This window comes from Maribacter algicola (genome assembly GCF_003933245.1).
Lineage (GTDB): Bacteria > Bacteroidota > Bacteroidia > Flavobacteriales > Flavobacteriaceae > Maribacter > Maribacter algicola.
On sequence record NZ_QUSX01000002.1, the window covers coordinates 760,749 to 780,443 of the forward strand.

At 40.3% G+C, this 19,695-nt stretch carries 14 protein-coding genes and 1 tRNA gene; 9 read left to right on the forward strand and 6 right to left on the reverse strand.

Features of this window, described 5'->3' with window-relative positions:
• Nucleotides 1-28: 28 nt before the first annotated feature.
• Nucleotides 29-1,519 carry a S10 family peptidase gene (locus tag DZC72_RS12625; RefSeq protein WP_125223277.1) on the forward strand — a complete coding sequence of 497 codons (1,491 nt, stop codon included), beginning with the start codon at nucleotides 29-31 and terminating at the stop codon, nucleotides 1,517-1,519.
• Here the strand turns inward: DZC72_RS12625 and DZC72_RS12630 are convergent.
• Nucleotides 1,516-1,974, reverse strand: coding sequence for a hypothetical protein (locus tag DZC72_RS12630; RefSeq protein ID WP_207891746.1), 459 nt, complete (start codon nucleotides 1,972-1,974; stop codon nucleotides 1,516-1,518). The two genes, DZC72_RS12625 and DZC72_RS12630, sit on opposite strands and share 4 nt — an antisense overlap.
• Before the next feature lie 182 nt (nucleotides 1,975-2,156).
• On the opposite strand from DZC72_RS12630, the gene DZC72_RS12635 reads away from it, so the two are divergent.
• Genes DZC72_RS12635 through DZC72_RS12645 form a run of 3 tightly spaced genes read left to right on the forward strand, consistent with a single transcriptional unit; the run spans nucleotide 2,157 to nucleotide 5,031 of the window.
• On the forward strand, nucleotides 2,157-2,624 hold the full coding sequence (locus DZC72_RS12635) for a hypothetical protein (RefSeq protein WP_125223278.1): 468 nt from the start codon (nucleotides 2,157-2,159) through the stop codon (nucleotides 2,622-2,624).
• A gap of 7 nt (nucleotides 2,625-2,631) precedes the next feature.
• Nucleotides 2,632-3,321, forward strand: coding sequence for an SGNH/GDSL hydrolase family protein (locus tag DZC72_RS12640; protein WP_125223279.1), 690 nt, complete (start codon nucleotides 2,632-2,634; stop codon nucleotides 3,319-3,321).
• Between the two features lie 3 nt (nucleotides 3,322-3,324).
• Nucleotides 3,325-5,031 carry a phytoene desaturase family protein gene (locus tag DZC72_RS12645; protein WP_125223280.1) on the forward strand — a complete coding sequence of 569 codons (1,707 nt, stop codon included), beginning with the start codon at nucleotides 3,325-3,327 and terminating at the stop codon, nucleotides 5,029-5,031.
• On the opposite strand, the gene DZC72_RS12650 is transcribed toward DZC72_RS12645, so the two are convergent.
• The gene (locus DZC72_RS12650; protein ID WP_125223281.1) at nucleotides 5,028-5,900 is read right to left on the reverse strand and encodes a phytanoyl-CoA dioxygenase family protein; all 873 of its coding nucleotides are present in this window, start codon (nucleotides 5,898-5,900) and stop codon (nucleotides 5,028-5,030) included. The genes DZC72_RS12645 and DZC72_RS12650 overlap by 4 nt on opposite strands.
• Before the next feature lie 296 nt (nucleotides 5,901-6,196).
• Between DZC72_RS12650 and DZC72_RS17980 the strand changes: the two genes are divergently transcribed.
• Both DZC72_RS17980 and DZC72_RS12660 read left to right on the forward strand, forming a co-directional pair.
• Nucleotides 6,197-6,409: a Cif family virulence factor gene (locus tag DZC72_RS17980; RefSeq protein ID WP_243641735.1), complete on the forward strand. Its 213-nt coding sequence runs from the start codon at nucleotides 6,197-6,199 to the stop codon at nucleotides 6,407-6,409.
• A 53-nt stretch (nucleotides 6,410-6,462) separates the two neighbouring features.
• Nucleotides 6,463-8,022, forward strand: a complete 1,560-nt coding sequence (locus DZC72_RS12660) for a M28 family peptidase (protein WP_125223282.1) — start codon at nucleotides 6,463-6,465, stop codon at nucleotides 8,020-8,022.
• 349 nt (nucleotides 8,023-8,371) lie between these two features.
• Here DZC72_RS12660 and DZC72_RS12665 read toward each other — a convergent pair.
• Nucleotides 8,372-8,447, reverse strand: a tRNA-His gene (locus DZC72_RS12665).
• A gap of 340 nt (nucleotides 8,448-8,787) precedes the next feature.
• Here DZC72_RS12665 and DZC72_RS12670 point away from each other — a divergent pair.
• Both DZC72_RS12670 and DZC72_RS12675 read left to right on the forward strand, forming a co-directional pair.
• Nucleotides 8,788-10,752: a tetratricopeptide repeat-containing sensor histidine kinase gene (locus DZC72_RS12670; protein WP_125223283.1), complete on the forward strand. Its 1,965-nt coding sequence runs from the start codon at nucleotides 8,788-8,790 to the stop codon at nucleotides 10,750-10,752.
• Between the two features lie 279 nt (nucleotides 10,753-11,031).
• On the forward strand, nucleotides 11,032-13,029 hold the full coding sequence (locus DZC72_RS12675; RefSeq protein WP_125223284.1) for an ATP-binding protein: 1,998 nt from the start codon (nucleotides 11,032-11,034) through the stop codon (nucleotides 13,027-13,029).
• Here DZC72_RS12675 and bshB1 read toward each other — a convergent pair.
• On the reverse strand, nucleotides 13,026-13,742 hold the full coding sequence (gene bshB1 / locus DZC72_RS12680) for a bacillithiol biosynthesis deacetylase BshB1 (RefSeq protein WP_125223285.1): 717 nt from the start codon (nucleotides 13,740-13,742) through the stop codon (nucleotides 13,026-13,028). The two genes, DZC72_RS12675 and bshB1, sit on opposite strands and share 4 nt — an antisense overlap.
• 27 nt (nucleotides 13,743-13,769) lie before the next feature.
• Nucleotides 13,770-14,942 (reverse strand): trans-sulfuration enzyme family protein, encoded by a 1,173-nt coding sequence (locus tag DZC72_RS12685; RefSeq protein ID WP_125223286.1) that lies wholly within the window; start codon nucleotides 14,940-14,942, stop codon nucleotides 13,770-13,772.
• Nucleotides 14,943-15,149: 207 nt separating this feature from the next.
• Here DZC72_RS12685 and DZC72_RS12690 point away from each other — a divergent pair, with 207 nt between their 5' ends.
• Nucleotides 15,150-16,436: a M14 family metallopeptidase gene (locus DZC72_RS12690; protein WP_125223287.1), complete on the forward strand. Its 1,287-nt coding sequence runs from the start codon at nucleotides 15,150-15,152 to the stop codon at nucleotides 16,434-16,436.
• 41 nt (nucleotides 16,437-16,477) lie between these two features.
• Here the strand turns inward: DZC72_RS12690 and ccsA are convergent, their stop codons facing one another.
• The gene (gene ccsA / locus DZC72_RS12695) at nucleotides 16,478-19,663 is read right to left on the reverse strand and encodes a cytochrome c biogenesis protein CcsA (protein ID WP_125223288.1); all 3,186 of its coding nucleotides are present in this window, start codon (nucleotides 19,661-19,663) and stop codon (nucleotides 16,478-16,480) included.
• Between the last annotated feature and the right edge of the window lie 32 nt (nucleotides 19,664-19,695).

The following is a 19,695-nucleotide window of genomic DNA, read 5'->3' on the forward strand; positions in this document are numbered from 1 at the left end:
ATTTTTAGGAGACTAATTCAAACTACATATGAAACGATTATTTTTACCCACCATCCTAATTGTATTATTTTATTTTCAATCCAACGCCCAAGGCAGGGAACTTCCAGTAGACACTGTAGTAACTACCCAACACAGTGTAGTGATCAACGGAACCTCCATAGACTACACCGCAAAGACGGGCACCCAACCTGTATGGGACGAAAATGGCGATCCGATCGCTTCCCTGCACTATACCTATTACACCCGTAACAATGTAAAGGACCGTGCCGCCAGACCCTTATTGATTTCTTTCAATGGTGGACCGGGTTCCGGTTCCGTATGGATGCATTTGGCTTATACCGGCCCACGCATACTGAACATAGATGATGAGGGGTATCCCGTACAACCTTATGGAGTTAAGGAAAACCCTTATTCCGTGTTGGATGTTACCGATGTGGTCTATGTCAATCCCGCGAACACTGGTTATTCCAGAACGATTCCTGAATCTGGCGAGAAAGTGGACCGTAAAAAGTTTTTTGGAATCAATGCCGATATAAAATACCTAGCCGAATGGCTCAACACCTTTGTCACCCGAAACAATAGATGGCGCTCGCCAAAGTACCTTATTGGGGAAAGTTACGGTGGACCCCGGGTCATGGGGCTTTCCCTGGAATTGCAGAATGCACAATGGATGTACTTGAACGGGGTGATTTTGGTTTCACCGGCAGACTATAAGATTATTAGAAATTCGGGGCCAGTTGCCGAGGCTATGAACCTGCCTTATTATACGGCAGCTGCATGGCATCATAAAGCTTTACCTTCGGCATTGCAAAACAAGGATTTACTTGAAATTTTACCGGAATCTGAGGAATATACCATCAACACCTTGATTCCTGCCTTGGCAAAAGGTGGGTTTATTCCAAATACCGAAAGAACAGCCGTTGCCGAAAAAATGGCCTATTACTCCGGATTGGAAGCGAAAGATATTCTGGACCAGAATTTGTCCGTTCCAACATCCTTCTTTTGGAAAAATCTTTTAAAGGAAAAAGGAGGATATACCGTTGGGCGATTGGACTCGAGGTATTTGGGAATGGACAAACAGTTAATGGGCATGCAACCCGATTATAATTCCGAAATAACTTCATGGCTACATAGCTTTACCCCTGCCATTAATTATTACTTGCAGGAAGAGCTTAAATTCAAGACCGATATTAAATACAATATGTTCGGCCCTGTACGTCCTTGGGACAACTCTGATGAGAATACGAGGGAAAATTTAAGACAGGCCATGGCGCAAAATCCATACTTGAACGTATTGGTACAATCAGGCTATTATGATGGCGCTACCACCTATTTTAATGCAAAGTATCTAATGTGGCAAGTGGACCCAAGTGGCAGAATGAAAGACCGCTTTAGTTTTAAGGGCTATCGCTCCGGTCATATGATGTACCTTCGTAAGGAGGACTTACAAAAAGCTAATGATGACATTCGTGAATTCATAAAAAACACGCAAGCAAACGGCAAAAGTGCAAAATACTAGTATTCGCCGCTGAGAACACTTGGCGAAATTGCCAAAACGGAAAGCGAGGTAGCTGGGGAAATGGAATCCATTGGAAAATGATCATGTTCAATTTTAAATCCAATGGCCTCTCTATAAAGTTGCGCTCGCTTTCTTTTTTTCTTTTGTTTGAAAACATCGATGGTGACACCTACACTAACACCACCAAGGACGGTTGCCAATAGATCGGAATTGTCCCAACCACCATATTGGTTTTGATCGATGCCCTCTTTTGCCAAGCCTATGAGCAAACTTCCACCAACAGATCCAGCAAAGGTCCATGCCCTATTTCCATCCGAAATCTGGTTCGCCAAACCTGCACCAACCATACCAAAAAGGTTACCGCCCACAAAATGAAGTACCTTGTCCTCACCAATTTGGGAGTATCCTTTTACTGCAAAGAATATTACAAGGCAAAATAACAATACTGTTCTCATACCACGCAAATATATTGAAAGCATTGGTTTGTTGCAGTTTTTTATCAGATAATCAAAATGTAAATACTTCCCCAAGGCTCCACAAATCATCATTGACCTTACTAGTATACCAAAAGATATCCCTAAGCACTTTACCCAAAAACTTTAGTTTAAAATAGTATCTTAGGGCTTTATTCAACGTCTTGGAGATCAAAAGCTATTTAAGGACAAATAAAATTATTCATCTGGCATTGTTGGCCGGTGTTTCGGTTTTTCTTCTACTTTCCTATCTAGGTTCAGGGCAATTTAATGCCAAAATGGATGATTCAAATCCATTTTTATACCTCGTTCCCATTGTGGCAATCGCTGGTTATTTTGGGAGTCAGTTTATTTTTAGAAATCAGATTTCTGCCATGGAAAAAACAATGCCATTGGAGGAAAAATTGAAAAGATACCAGTCCGCATCGATCGTTAAATATGCCTTATTGGAAGGTCCCGCTTTTTTGGCCATAGTCGCGTATAATACATCCGGTAATGCCTTGCCTTTGGTCATAGCCGTGTGTTTGGTCCTGTACTTGGCCGTTCAACGGCCAAACCTACAAAAGCTCTTGGATACGCTTCCTTTGACATCGGACGAAAAAAGAAAACTTCAACACAATCACAATCAATAACATACAAATGAAAAATTTCAAGGTTTTGCTTATGGGAATTCTTGCCACTTTTTTATCCCAGCACACGGTTTTAGCTCAGGATTGGGCCAACTTAAAAATGTTCCAAGAGGCCAATGGATCTTTGGAAGCCCCCAAAGAAAATGAAGATAGGGTCGTTTTCATGGGCAATTCCATCACCATTGGTTGGCTGAATTCCAGACCGGAATTCTTCGAGGGAAAACCGTATGTGAACAGGGGCATTAGTGGACAGACGACGCCCCAGATGCTGATTCGCTTTCGGCAGGATGTGGTGGACCTTCATCCAAAGGTGGTGGTCATCCTTGCCGGAACCAATGATATTGCCGGGAACACGGGACCGTCCACCTTGGAAATGATCATGGACAACATCAAGGGCATGGCAGAAATTGCACACGCCAATGATATTAAAGTGGTATTGTCATCTACATTGCCAGCGTATGATTATCCTTGGAAACCAGGGATGGAACCCGCCGGAAAAATAGTGGCACTTAACAAAATGATAAAGGCCTATGCCTACGAAAAAGGGCATGTCTATCTTGATTATTTCTCGCAAATGGCGGATGAACGCAACGGATTGCCAAAAAAATATGCAGATGATGAGGTCCACCCCACCGTTGAAGGATATAAGGTCATGGAGCCTTTGGTGGAGGAAGCCATTGAGAAAGCCTTGAAAAAATAGCCCTTGAAAAAAAAGGATTTACAAGAGGATATATCGACCCAAAACTGGGACAGCATCATCATAGGTTCAGGTGCTGGGGGGCTAACCACTGCTTTATGCCTTGCAAGGGCCGGACAGAAAGTCCTATTGTTGGAACAACACGAAGTACCCGGTGGATGGTGCCATAGCTTTTATTTGGAGGGACACCGGTTTACACCGGGTGTACATTACATCGGGTTAGTAGGTGAAGGTGAATCTACTAGTAATTTGTACAAAGGTTTGGGCATTGCCAATGATTTGGTGTTTTTTAGGATGAATCCCGATGCTTATGAACATGTTCGTATTGGAAACCACCGATTTGATTTTCCCGATAATCCAGAAGAACTTGAAAACCGATTGATTAACAGATTTCCGAAGGAAAAAAAAGGAATCAAAAAATACCTAAAGCAAATCCGACTTGCAAGCGAGGAACTCTACTCGTTACCCTACATAAAGGGTTTTTGGAAAAAATTGACCATTCCGTACAGAACCCGGCATTTTGGAAGATACGGTTTGTTCAGTTTAAAAAGGGTCATTAATTGGCATATCAAAGACCCACTTTTAAAAAATGTCCTAAATATTCAATGCGGCGACCACGGGGTTCAGCCGAGGAAGGCCGCATTTATTTTGCATGCGGCTTTAATGTACCACTATTTTAAGGGTGGTTATTATCCCATGGGTGGCGGTGGGGCCTTGGTAAAATCCATGACCAATAAATTCAAGGGGTATGGTGGTGTTCTAAAAACTTCCACATCCGTTAAAAAAATACTGATTGAAGGAAAAAAAACAAAAAAGGCCACCGGCGTCGAATTACAGGACGGTAGGCAAATTTTCGCGAGGCATATCGTTTCAAATGCCGATGTTGGTATCACATATAATCAGCTTATAGGAAGGCAACATCTTAGTCAGAAACTAAGAAAAAAACTTGAAAAAACCAAGTACTCGTGCACTTCACTCATGTTGTTTTTGACAGTGGATATGGACGTACGAAAAGCCGGGTTGGACTCTGGTAATATTTGGGTCCTACCCGATATGGACATGGACGATTACTATGATAGCATTATGAAATCAGACCTTCAAAAGGTTGAATTTTTCAAGGCGCTTTTCGTGAGCTGCACTACCTTAAAAGACCCTACAAGCTTTGATGGAAAACACCATTGTTTGGAGGTCATCACTTTTATAGACTACAAAACATTTGAGCCATTTACGGAGGAAAGAGAAGAACGCTCGGAAAAATATCTCCAGTATAAGGCGGAACTCACCCAAAAAATGATTTTAGGTTTGGAAAAAGTGGTTCCAAACATCAGCAATCACATAGTACACCAGGAATTAGGAACCCCAATAACCAATGAATATTACATCAATACCACAAGGGGTAATGTGTACGGAACGGAAAAAAGTTTAAAGCACATTGGTCCTTTTGCATACAAATCCAAAAGTGAGATCGAAAACCTCTATTTTTGCGGTGCGAGTATTTTATCGCATGGAGTAGCCGGAGCAAGTCATTCTGGGGTAAACACGGCAGCTGTAATTTTAGGGTGCCACGCCGATGAACTAAAGGAACCCCAAGAAGGACAGGAACTACTTATTTTGGAGGCCGAAGACACCCCCGATAACTACCCAGAGGAAATACAAAAGAAAATCAAGCTAAGACAAAAAAGGACCCAAGAAAAATCTAAAAGCTTGGCTTAACCAAAAAGCAACGGGAAAAACTTGCCTTCCATCTTCCGGCCTTTGGGAATTGGCGGTACTCCTTTTAAGAGTTCATCATCGGTATTGCTGACAGTACCATCGGCAAAAACATTCAGCACAAAGGCCCTTCGAGGCCTATCCGATTTATTTTCATAGGAACCATGTACCATTAAGGGGTGATGAAACGTGGCAAACCCTTTTTTTAAGGGAATGGGTACGGGATTAAATTCCTTCCGTTGATCTTCTGTTAGATAATCCAAAAGTCCTTCCATATTCCCGGCCAGTTCCGGAGCATCGAGCAATCCCCAATTGTGGCTTTTTGGAACATAATATAAACATCCATTTTCTTCGGTCGCGTCATCGAGACCTGTCCAACAGGTAAGATGTTGCATGGCTACGGTACGGGTCCAGTAGGAATAATCCTGATGCCAGGCCACCACCCCACCATGTTTTGCAGGTTTGTAAAAAAGCTGGTCATGCCAAAAACGGACAGCCCTGTTTCCTAATAGCTGGTAAGCCGCCATTACAAAGGCCGGATTCCAAAGTACATCATGAAAACCTTCGGTAATTCTCCAATGTCCCAAGGAATGGAACAAAACGGAATCCTGATCCTTGGATTCATTACTATGAAATTCATAGAAAAGGGAATGTGCGGGATGTTTGGGATCCATAAGTTCATCCAGTTCCCCTCGCAATTGCCCTATCTGTACTTCGTCCAAAAGCTTGATCCCGGAGACATATCCAAATTCCTTGTAATGTTCCAATTGGTCTTCCGTCAATTTATAGGCTTCCCATGCATCCGGTGTTTTTGGGAATTTAAAAAGTTCTGAAACGAGCGAATGAAGCTCTGCCAAATCCCTAATTCGCATTGGTCAAAATTAAATGTGTTTACCTCTAAAGATACTGAATTCTGTTTTCTATATTGAATTGGAAAACCAACAAGTATGAAGTATTTATTTCTTACCATTATGGTATGTCTATTTGTGTCCTGTTAGGAGCACAGGAACGATGTCGAGGATAAAGCCCAAATCAAAAGGATTTTAAACGACCAACAAGTTAGTTGGTCCAATGGGGATATTGAAGGATTTATGTCCGGATATTGGAAAAGCGATTCCCTAAAGTTCTATAGTGGCGCCAAACTATAGCTAAAGGATGGTAAAAAACATTGGACAACTATAATTTGCGCTATCCTACCAAATCCCATACGGGCAAGCTGCAATTTAAAATTGCGGTGATTTCCAAAATTAATGAAGATGTGTATTGGGTCATGGGCGAATACCATATAACCAGGGAAGTTGGAGATGCAAAGGGAACGTTTCTCATTATTTTCAAAAGAATTGATGGGGTATGGAAAATAATTTCGGATTCATCTTGTTGAACATACCGAATATCCCACTTTTCCTTATTTTTGAACAATCTGAAAATAGAAACATGAAAAAAATTGTTTGGATAGTTGCAGGGCTACTTCTGGCCTGTAACTCCTCCCAAAAAACGGTGACCAAGGAAGCGGCTGCCAATGCAACTGTTGACCCAAAGGTTTATGCAGAAACCATTACCGAAGCCGAATTAAAAGAACATCTGTATGTTTATGCCTCCGATGAATTTGAAGGCCGGGAAACTGGACAACCCGGACAAAAAAAGGCAATTGCCTACTTAAAGGCAGAATACGAGAATTTGGAGATCCCGCCCGCTCAGTCAAATGGGGAATATTTTCAGAAGGTTCCCATTGAAATTAGCAATATACCGGTTGGAAAATTACGTGTTAACAATTCCGATTTTCTTTTGGGGGAACATGTACTTACCTTTTCAAGAGCCCAATCTGAAAACAATGAAATCGTTTATGTGGGATATGGTATCGAGGATGAAAATTATTCGGATTACCAAGGTGTGGACATTGCCGGCAAATTGGTTTTGATGAAAACCGGGGAACCTATTAATACGAATGGCACCTACACTATTTCTGGCACCTCTGAAAAATCGATTTGGAGCAATATGTCGGAATCACTTGGAAAGCGTTTCCAATTGGCCGAGGATAAGGGGGCCATTGGCGTACTTTATTATGATGCCGACAACTACCCAAGATTTAAAAGTCGATTCGACTATATGCGAAACAATAGCAATGGCCGGATGAGCTTAAAAAATGGAGAAGCCGACAGTTTTTCAAGTCTGTTCATCGATGGCATTTTGGCAAAGGAGCTTTTACCAACCATTGAATCGGACCACGCACCTAAGAAAATAGAGGCTAGAGTGACTTTGGATTTTGAAAGTTCCAATGAGGAGGTCGATTCCGAAAATGTGGTAGCGTTCATTCAAGGCGCCGATAAACCAAATGAATACATCATCATTTCTTCCCATTTGGACCATATAGGAATTACCCCTGAGGGAGAAATCAACAATGGCGCGGACGACGATGGTTCTGGAACCGTGGCCCTTCTGGAAATAGCAGAAGCGTTCAAAAAAGCAAAAGATGCCGGAAACGGACCAAGAAGATCCATAGTATTCCTACACGTAACCGGCGAGGAAAAGGGGCTTTTGGGATCTGAATATTATACCGATGTAGAACCTATCTTCCCATTGGAACAAACCGTGGCAAATCTGAACATAGACATGGTGGGAAGAATTGACCCGAAGCGCGACGGGGACAGAAATTATGTTTATCTGATAGGTTCCGATAAATTGAGTACCGAGCTCCACGAACTTTCCGAGGAGGTAAACTCAAAATATACGCAACTGGAATTGGATTATACCTATAACGATGAAAACGACCCCAATCGTTTCTATTATAGAAGCGATCATTACAATTTTGCCAAAAACAACATCCCTATTATTTTCTATTTCAATGGCACGCATGACGATTATCATAGGCCCGGCGACACTCCCGATAAAATTAACTATGACCTTTTAGAGAACAGAACAAGACTGATTTTTTACACGGCATGGGAATTGGCGAATAGGGCGAATCCTGTAACTGTGGATAAAGCAGCGGACTGAAAGCATGAAAAACGTTTATTAATTAGGCCGATCAAAGTATCGGCTTTTTTTATTTAAAAATGGGTTTCCCAAGTTTTTTGGTGCTCATTGGTTGATATTTTGGAACTACACCCAATAGGAAATCGGGCGATTATGGGCTCGGTAATGGATTACAGCTCTTTACTATGAAAAAGAAAAAAGCCTCAAACAAAAGAGTAAGGGGCTAAATTTAGTCGCTTTGGGGTGGAGACGGATTCACCTCGACCGGAATCAATGGATTCCTTGCTCGGCACAGGCTTCTCACCCTACATCTAGGACACAAAAAAGCCCCGGACACATCATGTACAGGGCAAGTTTAAAATGCTTTTTTGGGTGGAAGACCGGGTTCGAACCGGCGACCTCTGGAACCACAATCCAGCGCTCTAACCAGCTGAGCTACAACCACCATTTGTAAGCGGTGGCAAAGGTAATTTTTTTTCTTTTACTATTCAAAAGAAAATACCCCTAAATGAATGGGCAATAATGGTTAAATTTAAAAGAAAAAAATAATTAAGAATTTTAGTTAGCTACATGTTTTTCAAACAAAAGCTCCGTAGGCTCAAATCCTATTGAAAAACTTATCTGGCCTAATATTCGTGCCTAGAGGATTTCAAGAACGGACTGGTTAATTATGGCCGTTGAAAGTCCATCCAACCATGAAACCTTTTTCAATAGTTAAAAAAAAATGATATTAATTGAGCGATAAAAAAATATTTTAACTTAACCGAATCGGTTGAATATTTTGGAATGAATAACTCAAAAACAATTTTAATTACCCTACTTTTTGTTGTGATATCCTTAGGCATTTTTGCACAACAAACACCATCCATACTTAAAGACACTGTTTATATATTAGAACTTAATAGAAAAGCGGAAGATCTTAGATACAGGAAATCTGATTCGATACAAATACTTGCAACCCAGGCCTTAGAGCTAAGTAAAGAGATCAATTATGAAAAGGGTATCCTGTACGCTACCTACAATCTGGCCAGTCATGAACTATATCAAGGGAATAGCACAAAATCTTTGGAAATAAATTCAAAAATTTCAAGGGACCCCAATTTAAACAAGTATCCGGATTTAGGCATCAAGATATATAATGATATTGCTCAAGCCTACTTCATAAAATCAGAACATCCTAAGGCCTATGAAAATTTCTTGATGGCCAACTATTTGGCTGAACGTACCCAAAACAGTAATGAGCTTGTTAGGATAAACAATAATTTAGGGACGATGTTCCTCTTACTTGGCGATTATGACGAATCAATGTTTTACTATGATATCGCTAGGCAATTGATTGTCCAAGAAACGCCCAACCATATCCAAGGTATCATCCTCTCCAACCTTGGTTATCTAAATATGAGAAAAAATAATTTGGAAAAGGCCAAAGATTATTTACGTCAGGGGCTTGAACTTGCAAGAAAAACTAACTTTTCAACAATCATTGCTTTTAATTATTTGACCATGGGCGAAGTATATGGTCTAGGTAAGGAGTATAATGAAGCACTGGAATTCTACGGAAAGGCTGAAAAGGAATATCAGTCCAACGGAGATAAAAAAGGTATATCGGATTTATATTTTGGACTCGCTACAGTTCATTTTTCACTTGGGAATTACCCAGTTTCCAAAGAATTTGTCCTCAAGAGTATGGATTTTTATAAATCCTTCAAATTAAGGACAGGTTTGGAAAAGTGTTCCCGCCTTCTTTATAAAATAGCTAAGTATGAAAATGATTTCGATAGCTCCTTAAAATATTTGGAAAGTGCGGAGGCCTATTCGGACTCCATTTCCAAGGAACAGAATAAGACCAACATTGCCATGCTTAAGGCAAAACTGACCTTTGAAGAGGAAAGAAATAAACTTGAAGAAAAAAATCTGGCCACTATAAACAAGCAAAAAAAATATATTGGTTGGTCTTTGGCCTCACTTGTATTGGCCATCATCATTATTTTTCTAATTCAGAAGTCTAGTAAAAAAAGAAAAAAAATCAACGCAATCCTTGCTGAAAACCAGCAACAATTACATCAGACCAATCAAACCAAGGATAAATTATTTTCTATTGTGGGACATGACCTAAGGGGGCCTATAATTTCCTTGAAGGGGCTACTCGATATTTCCTTAAACGAAGAAAATGGTGAAACTCAGTTTAAAAAATTTGGACCAAAATTACAGAAGGATCTAGAACATATTCATTTTACTTTGGACAACCTTTTGAATTGGGGCCAAACACAAATGAAAGGTTCAAGAATTGAACCCATGAACGTTTTGATAAAGAAGGAAATTGATCAAATCACCCAACTTTTTAATGATAATTTAAAAAGTAAAAAAATTATATTATCCAATTCACTAAATATAGATTTTTGCGTACTTATGGATTTGAACCATTTCAAAATCGTATTTAGAAATCTGATAAGCAATGCCATAAAATTTACCCATGAAGGTGGAAAAATATCCATTGAAGGCGAAATTTTTGAGGAACATTTAATTATCCAGGTAAAGGACAGCGGCGTAGGCATTAGCCCTTACGATATTAAAAAAATTTGGGACTATAAAGAGCATTTATCGACCTTTGGAACAAATGCAGAAAAAGGAACAGGACTGGGCTTAATGCTTTGTAAGGAAATGGTCGAAAACAATAAGGGGTCCATCAAAGTAGAAAGTGTTATCGATGAAGGTACCACATTCCATATTACTTTACCTCGCTGTACATAAATACAACTTCAGAGGCATACCTTTATATACCTTCCATTATAGAATAATATTACTTATATAGTTAATTTTACAACTCACTTCGTCGATGAATTACACAAATCATGGACAAAACACACAAAAATCAGCAGTTCACAACAATTTTTAAGCCATGTCATAAAGGCATAGTAAATTCACGGTTTGTATGAGCAGTTTCAGGTGATTCATAAATTAAAAAACTTTATAAACCATATTCCAAAGGCATTCCATAAAATAGGAATGCTATTGTTGTGCCTTCATTCAATGTACGGAACATTTGCACAACTATCCTTCAAAGACTCCCTACAAGTTGAAATTTCAAAATTTCAAAACTCCTCCAAAGAGGATACGGAATATATAGATTTATTGTTGGATTTAGGGCTTGAGCAACGCTATTTCAACCAGGATAGCCTTAAACTCTTATCCGATGAAGGGCTAGAACTAAGTGAGAAAATAAACTATGCCAACGGAATGGCAAATGCATATTTTGGCTTGGGCACCTTTTATTCGGATAAAGGAAAATATGATGAATCCCTGAACAACCTTCAAAAAGCCTTGGAAATTAGTATCAAGGAACAGGACGATACCTTGAGATTAATCATACTGAGCAACATAGGTACACAATATGACTACAAAGGCGATTATGATCTTGCCCTAGGAGAATTTCTAAAATGCTTGGAGTTAGCGGAAGATTTGGATAATCAAGAAATGCTATCCGTCATTAACGAGAACATAGCAAATCTATATGTCACCCAAAAGGATTTTGACGAGGGTATGTTCTATTATGAAAAAGTAAAGAAAATCAACGAAAAAATTGGAGACCCGGTAATCATTGCCGAAACCATGAGCAATATGGCTTCTGCCTATGCCGAAATGGGCAAATTGGAACTGGCCATGTTTACTATAAATAGTGCAATTAAAACTTTTGAAGAAAACAGGATTACGGATTGGTTGGCATACGCCTATCAAGTGAAAGGAAAAGTATACCTAAAACAACAAAAAAATAAATGGGCCCTGTACTGGTATGCACAAAGTGAACTTCTGCACGGGCAATTAGATGATCTTAGGGAAGAAATACAACTTTTAACAGGTATTGCAGAAGCCCAACTAAACTTAGGGAACGACAGCATTTCCAAAATATATGCCCAACAGGCATATGACTTCTCTAAAAAAATAGATGCTATTTCTGGTATTGAGGAAGGTGCCAAACTCTTATATAAAATAAACAAGAATAACGGGGACTTCAAAAAGGCCCTGGAGTTCCATGAAATATTTAAAGAAGTTTCCGGTAAGATTTCAAGGAAGGAAAGTCAGAAGGGACTTACCATGCTCAAAACCAAAATAGACTATGAAAGGCAGAAGGAACAGTTGATAGAGGAAAATGAGAAAGCCCTGGCCAAGCAGAAAAACTATGTCTATACTACCTTGATTATCCTGGTAATTTTTCTTTTTATAACCCTATTGGTAAAACGAAATGCGAAAATTCAAAAGAAGTTGAACAAGGAACTTATTCGCAAGCAGGAAGATCTGGAAAGAAAGGAAAAATATTTGCATGATGTCAACCAGACAAAAAACAAACTTTTTTCCATTATTGGTCACGACCTTCGAGGCCCCATTGGTGCCTTCCAAGGGCTGATTAAATTATTTAAGGAAGGTGAGATGACCAAAGATGAGTTTATTGGTTTTGTTCCTAAATTGAAATCGGATATTGACAATATAGCGTTTACCCTTAACAATTTACTTTCTTGGGGCCAGACCCAAATGAATGGTGCCATGACCAAACCTGGCGTAACTTCAATCGAAAGCATAGTAAATGAGAACATCGCGCTTCTCTCGGAGGTCGCAAATAACAAATCCATTAAACTAATCAATCGCATTGAACCTCAAACACTTACTTGGTGCGATAGTGACCAAATAGATATAGTAATCAGAAATTTGATGAGCAATGCCATTAAATTCACACCTGAAAATGGGATAGTCACTATTGGAGCGGTAGAAAAAACGAAACAATGGGAGATTTATGTTCGTGATAACGGTGTGGGGATGAACGAGGAGACATTGTCTAAAATTTTTAACCATTCCGGTACTCATTCCACCTATGGTACAAATGATGAAAAAGGAACCGGTCTAGGTCTTTCGCTCTGCAAGGAAATGGTTGAAAAAAACCACGGAATCATCTGGGTGAACAGCGCAATCAACAAAGGATCCAGTTTTTATTTCACCATTCCCAAAGCCCAAAAAGAATACAAAAAAACGGCCTAAAGCAGGGAATCAAGAGAATCTACGGCCATCATACGCTCAACCGTAAAACCTTCGGCATAATCCACCCCGATCAATCTACCCAAATCCTGAGCCCTGTACCGCACACTTTCAATAAAAGTTTTGCTACTTATGGGTGTTTCCGGCTCTTTACTATTTGGGTCATGGAATTGGGAGGAATACGCTAAAATAGCTTCGGTCTTCTTCTCTATAAATTGGCTTATATCCACTGCAAAATCAGGTGTAAGGTTTTTCCATTGAATATAGTGATAAACCAATTTTGGACGCCATTTTTCTTGTTGTTTGCCATCCACCTTGGTCGCTATCTTGACAAGTCCACTCAAGAAACATGCATGACTGACCAATTCACTTCCTTTGGCATGGTCTATATGACGATCGTTTACGGCATTGCATAATACAATATTGGGTTGGTATTTCCTTATCATTTTAATGACTTCCAATTGATGTTTTTCATCGTTCACAAAAAAACCATCTCTAAAACCCAAGTTCTCCCGTACGGCGACCCCTAAAATATTTTTGGAATTCTCAGCCTCCTTGTCCCTGATTTCGGCAGAACCCCTTGTACCCAGTTCTCCTCTGGTCAAATCTATGATACCTATTTTTTTTCCTAGGGCTATTTCTTTGGCTATGGTTCCTCCAGCCCCTAATTCTGCATCGTCTGGATGTGCCCCAAATACCAATATATCTAATTTCATTGAAAGGGTTTTAAAGTTGTTCAGAGATTATATGTTTGCGCTGATCCTATTTTTTACTATTTTCAAGGCACTTTCAATATCGACAATCAAATCTTCCACTTCCTCGATACCTACTGAAAAACGGATCAATCCGTCCTTGATGCCTTGTTCTTCCCGTACCTCTGGACTCATTAAGGCATGACTTGTTTTTGTAGGGGACAACACCGTGCTCTCTACCCCTGCCAGACTCATTGAGGATTTAATCAATTCTAAGGATTTTTGAAAGAGGGAAGCATCCAAATAGGGCTTCAACTCAAAAGAGAGCATTCCCCCAAAACCTTTCATCTGCCTTTTGGCAAGTTCATGGTCCCTATGGGAAGCCAAGCCTGGATAATAAACAGCATCAATATCATTGTGGGTTTCCAAATATTTGGCCATTAGTAGGGCATTCTCGTTTTGGGCCCTTACTCTTAGTGCCATGGTCTTGATACTTCGCTCCAATAACCAAACCGTGTAATCACTTAGGCTACCGCCAAAGTTTTTGGCCAAATGGAATATTCTGTTCATGTGTTCCTGAGTGGAAGCAACGGCGCCAGCACAAATATCCGAATGTCCTCCCATGTATTTTGTGGCGCTATGGATGACCACATCGATACCAAAGTCGATAGGGTTTTGGTTTACCGGACTTGCAAAGGTATTATCGATCATAGAAACAATGCCATGCCTTTTAGCGACCGCTGCCACTCCTTCGATATCGGTTATAGTCAGTAAAGGGTTTGATGGCGTTTCAATATAGATGACCTTGGTGTTTTTGTGAATTTTTTCCTCAAAATCCTTCGGTTCCCAGCCATGGGTGAAGGAATAAGCTATACCATATTTATCGAACTCTTCGGTTACCAAGTTGTAAGTTCCGCCGTAAAGTGTTTGTTGCAAAACCACGTGGTCCCCTGCCCTTAGGAATGCCATCAAGGCGGTACTAACCGCTGCCATCCCACTACCAAATATCAAGGCCGCCTCCGCATGTTCCAACGCGGCAATTTTCTTACAGAGTCCTTCTTGGTTGGGGGTATTAAAATATCGGGGATATCGTTTTACGTCCACGTCGTCAAAAGCGTATGAAGTGCTCATATACAATGGGGAAACTGCACCCTTATGTACAGTATCCTCCAATTCGCCCACATGGGTACAAATAGTATTTAAACCTTTTCTTTTATTATCCATCACTTAGAATTAAATGAATTGCTAAAGTTACGAAATGAACCTGAATCTAAATCGATACAGTTTATTCTCCTACTCAAAATCAAAACTACTCCTTGTAACACTTTAAGCCAAAACAGGTTATTATACCTTGGTTCGGTTTTTTTAAAATACCTTTCAACTAAGAATAAAATCATCTATTTTTCCAATTATTCTCAACATCAAGCCACTATGAAATATAAAATACTTCATCTTGTTCTTTTAGGATGCATTATATCAGCCTGTAAAAATACCTTGAGCACTGTTCCTAAAAAATCACCAACAGGATATCAAGGCCAAGGGGCCAGTCCAATTGTACCTACCGTAAACAAACCGGTACAAAAACAATGGAAAGGCATCTGGTCCTTGGATGACCAAACCTATTTTTCGAACGATTTTGATGGTGCCCGATTGAACGGCGTTGCCGAAGATGGCAATGACCATTATACCATTTGGATTACGGCGGAAAACACCCCAATTAATGTAAGCCCATGGTATTCCTTTAAGGTATGGACGGGTAAGCCTAGGAAAATTACCATCAAATTATCTTATCAGGATTCCAGGAGTAGGTACTATCCCAAAATTAGTGACGATGGAAAGCATTTTAAGGCCTTGGACAGCGTTAAATTTAAGATTATTAATCCGGGTGAAGGGGATTTTGGAATCAAGGCAGCCCCAGAATTTGTAGAAATAACCATAGATATTGATAACGAGCCTGTTTGGATTTCCGCCCAGGAATTATATACGTCCAAAAGGGTACGGGAATGGGTGGATTCCCTTTCGGTCAAATCTTTTGTTTCAAACCATGAGATTGGAAGAACCCATGAAAATAGGTCCATGCAACTTATAGAAATAAAAGAATACCCAAACACCAAAAAGGCCTTAATGATTATTTCCAGACAGCATCCCCCAGAAGTGACCGGCTTTTTGGTCATGAAATCCTTTATGGAAACAATTTCCGGGGATACGGAACAAGCCAAGAATTTCAGGAAAAAATATGCTGTCTTTGCGGTACCCCTAATGAACCCAGATGGCGTGGACAATGGCCATTGGCGTCATAATATGGGCGGAATCGATTTGAATCGCGATTGGGAGAATTTTAACCAGCCAGAAACGAAAAGTGTTCGTGACTTTTTAAACAAAAAAAGTGATGAGGGTTATGAATTTGTCTTTGGGGCCGATTTCCATTCCACTTGGGACGATATCTACTATCCCATTGATAGTACGGTCATCGGGCAAAAGGGTAAGATCGTGTACGACTGGATCGAAAGTATAACAAACCGACTGCCACAAAAAAATACCAATATAGCTCCATCCGATAAAATTAGGCCCACCATGGTTTCCAGAAACTATTTTTATGTACACCATGGCATGCCGGCCATCGTTTTTGAATTGGGTGATAATACGCCCAGAGATTTTCTCAAGGAGAAAGGAAAGGTTGCCGCTGAGGAGATAATGCGGTTGTTGTTGGAATACTAGGCCTTAAGCTTAAAGCCTAAAGCTTACAGCATTTGGCAAAATCAACTCTTCACATAATTCACCCGATACCTCCAATAACTCAATGCTCCCAAAACCAATACGCCTGCAACCGTATACCACACAAAAGTTGGCGTGATTACCTGTGCCCCGCTTGCATAACTGTGGAGTCCCACCAAATAAAAATTCACACCAAAATAGGTCATCATAATACTTCCAAAGGCAACTACACTCATAAAGTTGAAGGTCCATCTTCCTCGTAGGCCAGGTACCAACCGAGTATGTATTACAAAGGCATATACCATGATAGATATCAAGGCCCACGTTTCCTTGGGGTCCCATCCCCAATAACGGCCCCAACTTTCATTCGCCCATTGCCCCCCCAAAAAGTTGCCAATAGTCAGCATGATCAAACCTACCGTTAATGAAATCTCATTGATAATGGTAAGTTCCTTCAAATTGATTTCCATGCGTTCCTTGTTCTTCTTGTTCGTCAACAGAATCAATATAAGGGAAACAATACCCAAGATCATTCCAACCGTTAAAGGCCCATAACTTCCAACAATTACTGCCACATGTATCATTAACCAATAGCTATCCAACACGGGAACCAAATTGGCAATGGAAGGATCGACCCAACTTTGGTGGGCAATCCATAATAACATGGAGGTTACAAATGCGGAAGCCGCAATGGTCATGTCACTTTTTCTTCCAAACAGCAACCCCATGCCCATAGTTGCCCAAGAGACATACAAAATACTTTCATAGGCATCGCTCCATGGGGCATGACCGGAGATATACCATCTTAAAATCAATCCCGCGGTATGCCAAATGAAAAACAAATAAATGACTCCTTTGAAAAAGTAGACCCCAATTCTCCAGATGGAACGATCCTTAAAGATTTGAAATACAAGGATGAAAAAGAATAGGACCCCTACCAGGGCATAGTACTGATAAAGTCTATTGAAAATATTGAGCTTATTATAAATAACTTCGGTATTGATTTTTCTTTCGGAAGGTAAGACCTCGCTACCATTATTTACCTGATTTTGCTTGAAAGCCGCAAGGAGTCGGTCCGCCTCGCCATAGTCACCTGTCTGCTGCGCCTTATTCAAGGTCATCAAATAGTATGGCATGGCATTCTTTACAAAATTGGCATACAGGGAATCCTGGATCTGAATCTGTCCCCCGCGATATTCCACCGCGGAAATCCATTTGTTGTTTTCATCGTTCAACAAGGGAAAAATTTTCACTATATCCTGGCCTAAAGCCTGATTCAATAGGCTCAATCGGATATTGGCATCCTTAAAATCCTGTTGAAATTTGTTGGGATTGTTAGTAGCCGTTGCCTCTCTTAAGTACGGCTCCAGTTTATAATTTCCCTCTTTATTGAAAAAATCCGTAGCCTTTACATATTTCTGACCCAAGGGCACACCAATAATGTTCCTTATGCTATCATTTTGGGCTTTTTTGTCCAAAGCAATGAATTCCGCATTATACCAAACTGCGGGGTTCATGATCATGGAAAGAAAAATCTGATCGGAACTATACCCTAAATAGGTGTCCTTTAGGCTCAATTTCCTTAGAAGTTCAGAGGAAAAGGTATTGATCGGTTTCATTCTTCCACCTTCATCCTGAATGACCAATTTCCCGAATTTATCCGCATGCTCCTTGGCAACGATAGAAGATGTAATGAGCGAATCTATTTGTTGCTGTGTAGGTGCTTGGGTATGGTCGTGACCATCGTCCGCAGTGTGCTCCTGGGCTTGTATGGAGGTTGAAAGTCCAATTAGCAAAACGAGGGAAACGAGTATTTTTCTCTTTTTATCTTTCAATTTGTCCAAGGACTGGGCTAAATCCTTGAATCTGGTCTTACCAAAGAACATGATTCCCATTAATCCTATATACAATAAAAAGTAGCCTATGTAGGTTATCCATGTTCCCCAAAAGTCATGGTTTACTGAAAGTCTGGTTCCTTTCTCGTCCGGATCAAAACTGGCTTGAAAAAATCGGTACCCTTTGTGGTCCAAAATGTGGTTCATATAAATATCGTAATCAAAAGGCCTTTCATCCTTTATGGTCACTTTGCTCATAAAAGAGGCGTAGGCGTTTTCCGTTCCGGGATACTTTTCTGCAATAAAATCGTTGAGCTGTATGGCAAAGGGTAGCTCATAAATCTTAGAACCATAACGCAAAGCGAAATCCAATCCACCCACGTTAAATTTGTCGCTGAACTGGGTCTGCCCCTTACTTCCCAACACCTTTACTTCCTTGGTTTCACCATTACTCGATACGGAAAGTACAAGCGCATCCATATCAAATTCCATTTTTTCAGCTTCGGGTATTTCTACAATGCCAAAGGTGCCCTGCACCAAGGAATCAGGGATTACAAATTGCATATTGGCCGTATTGTAGAGCGAACGCAGTTGTAGTTTTTGTATACTGTCTTGGACCAATTGTCCTTGAAACTGGTCCGCCATACGCATAAAACTCCCTTGAAACGGAGAGGATATGCGGTATTCGGGCCCATCGGTAAAAATATTAATAGCACCTTCGGTCTCATTGTTCAAGGAAAACAAAACACCGTGGATGCTCATGACCTTGCCATTCTCCAAAAAATGTTCATGACGTTGTCCATCGCCCGCTTCCACAATTTTAAGGAAGGTGTTTCCGGAGGTACCGGGTATCAGCCCTTCCTTGGCACCTTCTATAAAATCCACATAGGAAATGGTAAATTCCTGCCCATTAAAATCTCCGGTCCAAGGTAGATTGGATTTTAATGCTTCTGGTGTCACGATCAGATCGTCCTCCAAAGTTTTTCTACGTGGCTCCCCATTTATTTCCCCTTCCACAAATGCAGTTAAATAGGTCTTATCGGAAAAAAATACATTTTCAGTGGCTCCTTCCCTAATGGGCATCATGCCTTCATAGCTGATATATCGGGTCACAAAAGCACCTATGATGATGAGAATCCAGGACAGATGCAGCACAAGAACGGGCCACTTTTCCTTTCTTAATAGTCGGTACCTTGAAATATTACCAATGAAATTAATAACAAAAAAGACCATGATGACTTCAAACCATGTAGCGTTGTATATCCAGATACGGGCTGTTTCAGTACTGTACCAACTTTCGATGAACGTACCAAATGCCATAGCTACAGCAAATACAATAATCAATACGGACATTAAACGGGTGGAGAAGAAAATTTTCCTTAACAGATCTGTCATGTAGAAAGACAATGGTTATCAGCTTGCAAAAA

What these genes read in the sequence shown, in the direction of transcription:
- DZC72_RS12625 (WP_125223277.1), top strand. Translation starts at nt 29, where the DNA reads ATGAAACGATTATTTTTACCCACCATCCTAATTGTATTATTTTATTTT.
- ccsA (WP_125223288.1), bottom strand. Translation starts at nt 19,663, where the DNA reads ATGACAGATCTGTTAAGGAAAATTTTCTTCTCCACCCGTTTAATGTCC.
- DZC72_RS12675 (WP_125223284.1), top strand. Translation starts at nt 11,032, where the DNA reads ATGTACGGAACATTTGCACAACTATCCTTCAAAGACTCCCTACAAGTT.
- DZC72_RS12630 (WP_207891746.1), bottom strand. Translation starts at nt 1,974, where the DNA reads ATGAGAACAGTATTGTTATTTTGCCTTGTAATATTCTTTGCAGTAAAA.
- DZC72_RS12660 (WP_125223282.1), top strand. Translation starts at nt 6,463, where the DNA reads ATGAAAAAAATTGTTTGGATAGTTGCAGGGCTACTTCTGGCCTGTAAC.
- DZC72_RS12670 (WP_125223283.1), top strand. Translation starts at nt 8,788, where the DNA reads ATGAATAACTCAAAAACAATTTTAATTACCCTACTTTTTGTTGTGATA.
- bshB1 (WP_125223285.1), bottom strand. Translation starts at nt 13,742, where the DNA reads ATGAAATTAGATATATTGGTATTTGGGGCACATCCAGACGATGCAGAA.
- DZC72_RS12640 (WP_125223279.1), top strand. Translation starts at nt 2,632, where the DNA reads ATGAAAAATTTCAAGGTTTTGCTTATGGGAATTCTTGCCACTTTTTTA.
- DZC72_RS12685 (WP_125223286.1), bottom strand. Translation starts at nt 14,942, where the DNA reads ATGGATAATAAAAGAAAAGGTTTAAATACTATTTGTACCCATGTGGGC.
- DZC72_RS12690 (WP_125223287.1), top strand. Translation starts at nt 15,150, where the DNA reads ATGAAATATAAAATACTTCATCTTGTTCTTTTAGGATGCATTATATCA.
- DZC72_RS12650 (WP_125223281.1), bottom strand. Translation starts at nt 5,900, where the DNA reads ATGCGAATTAGGGATTTGGCAGAGCTTCATTCGCTCGTTTCAGAACTT.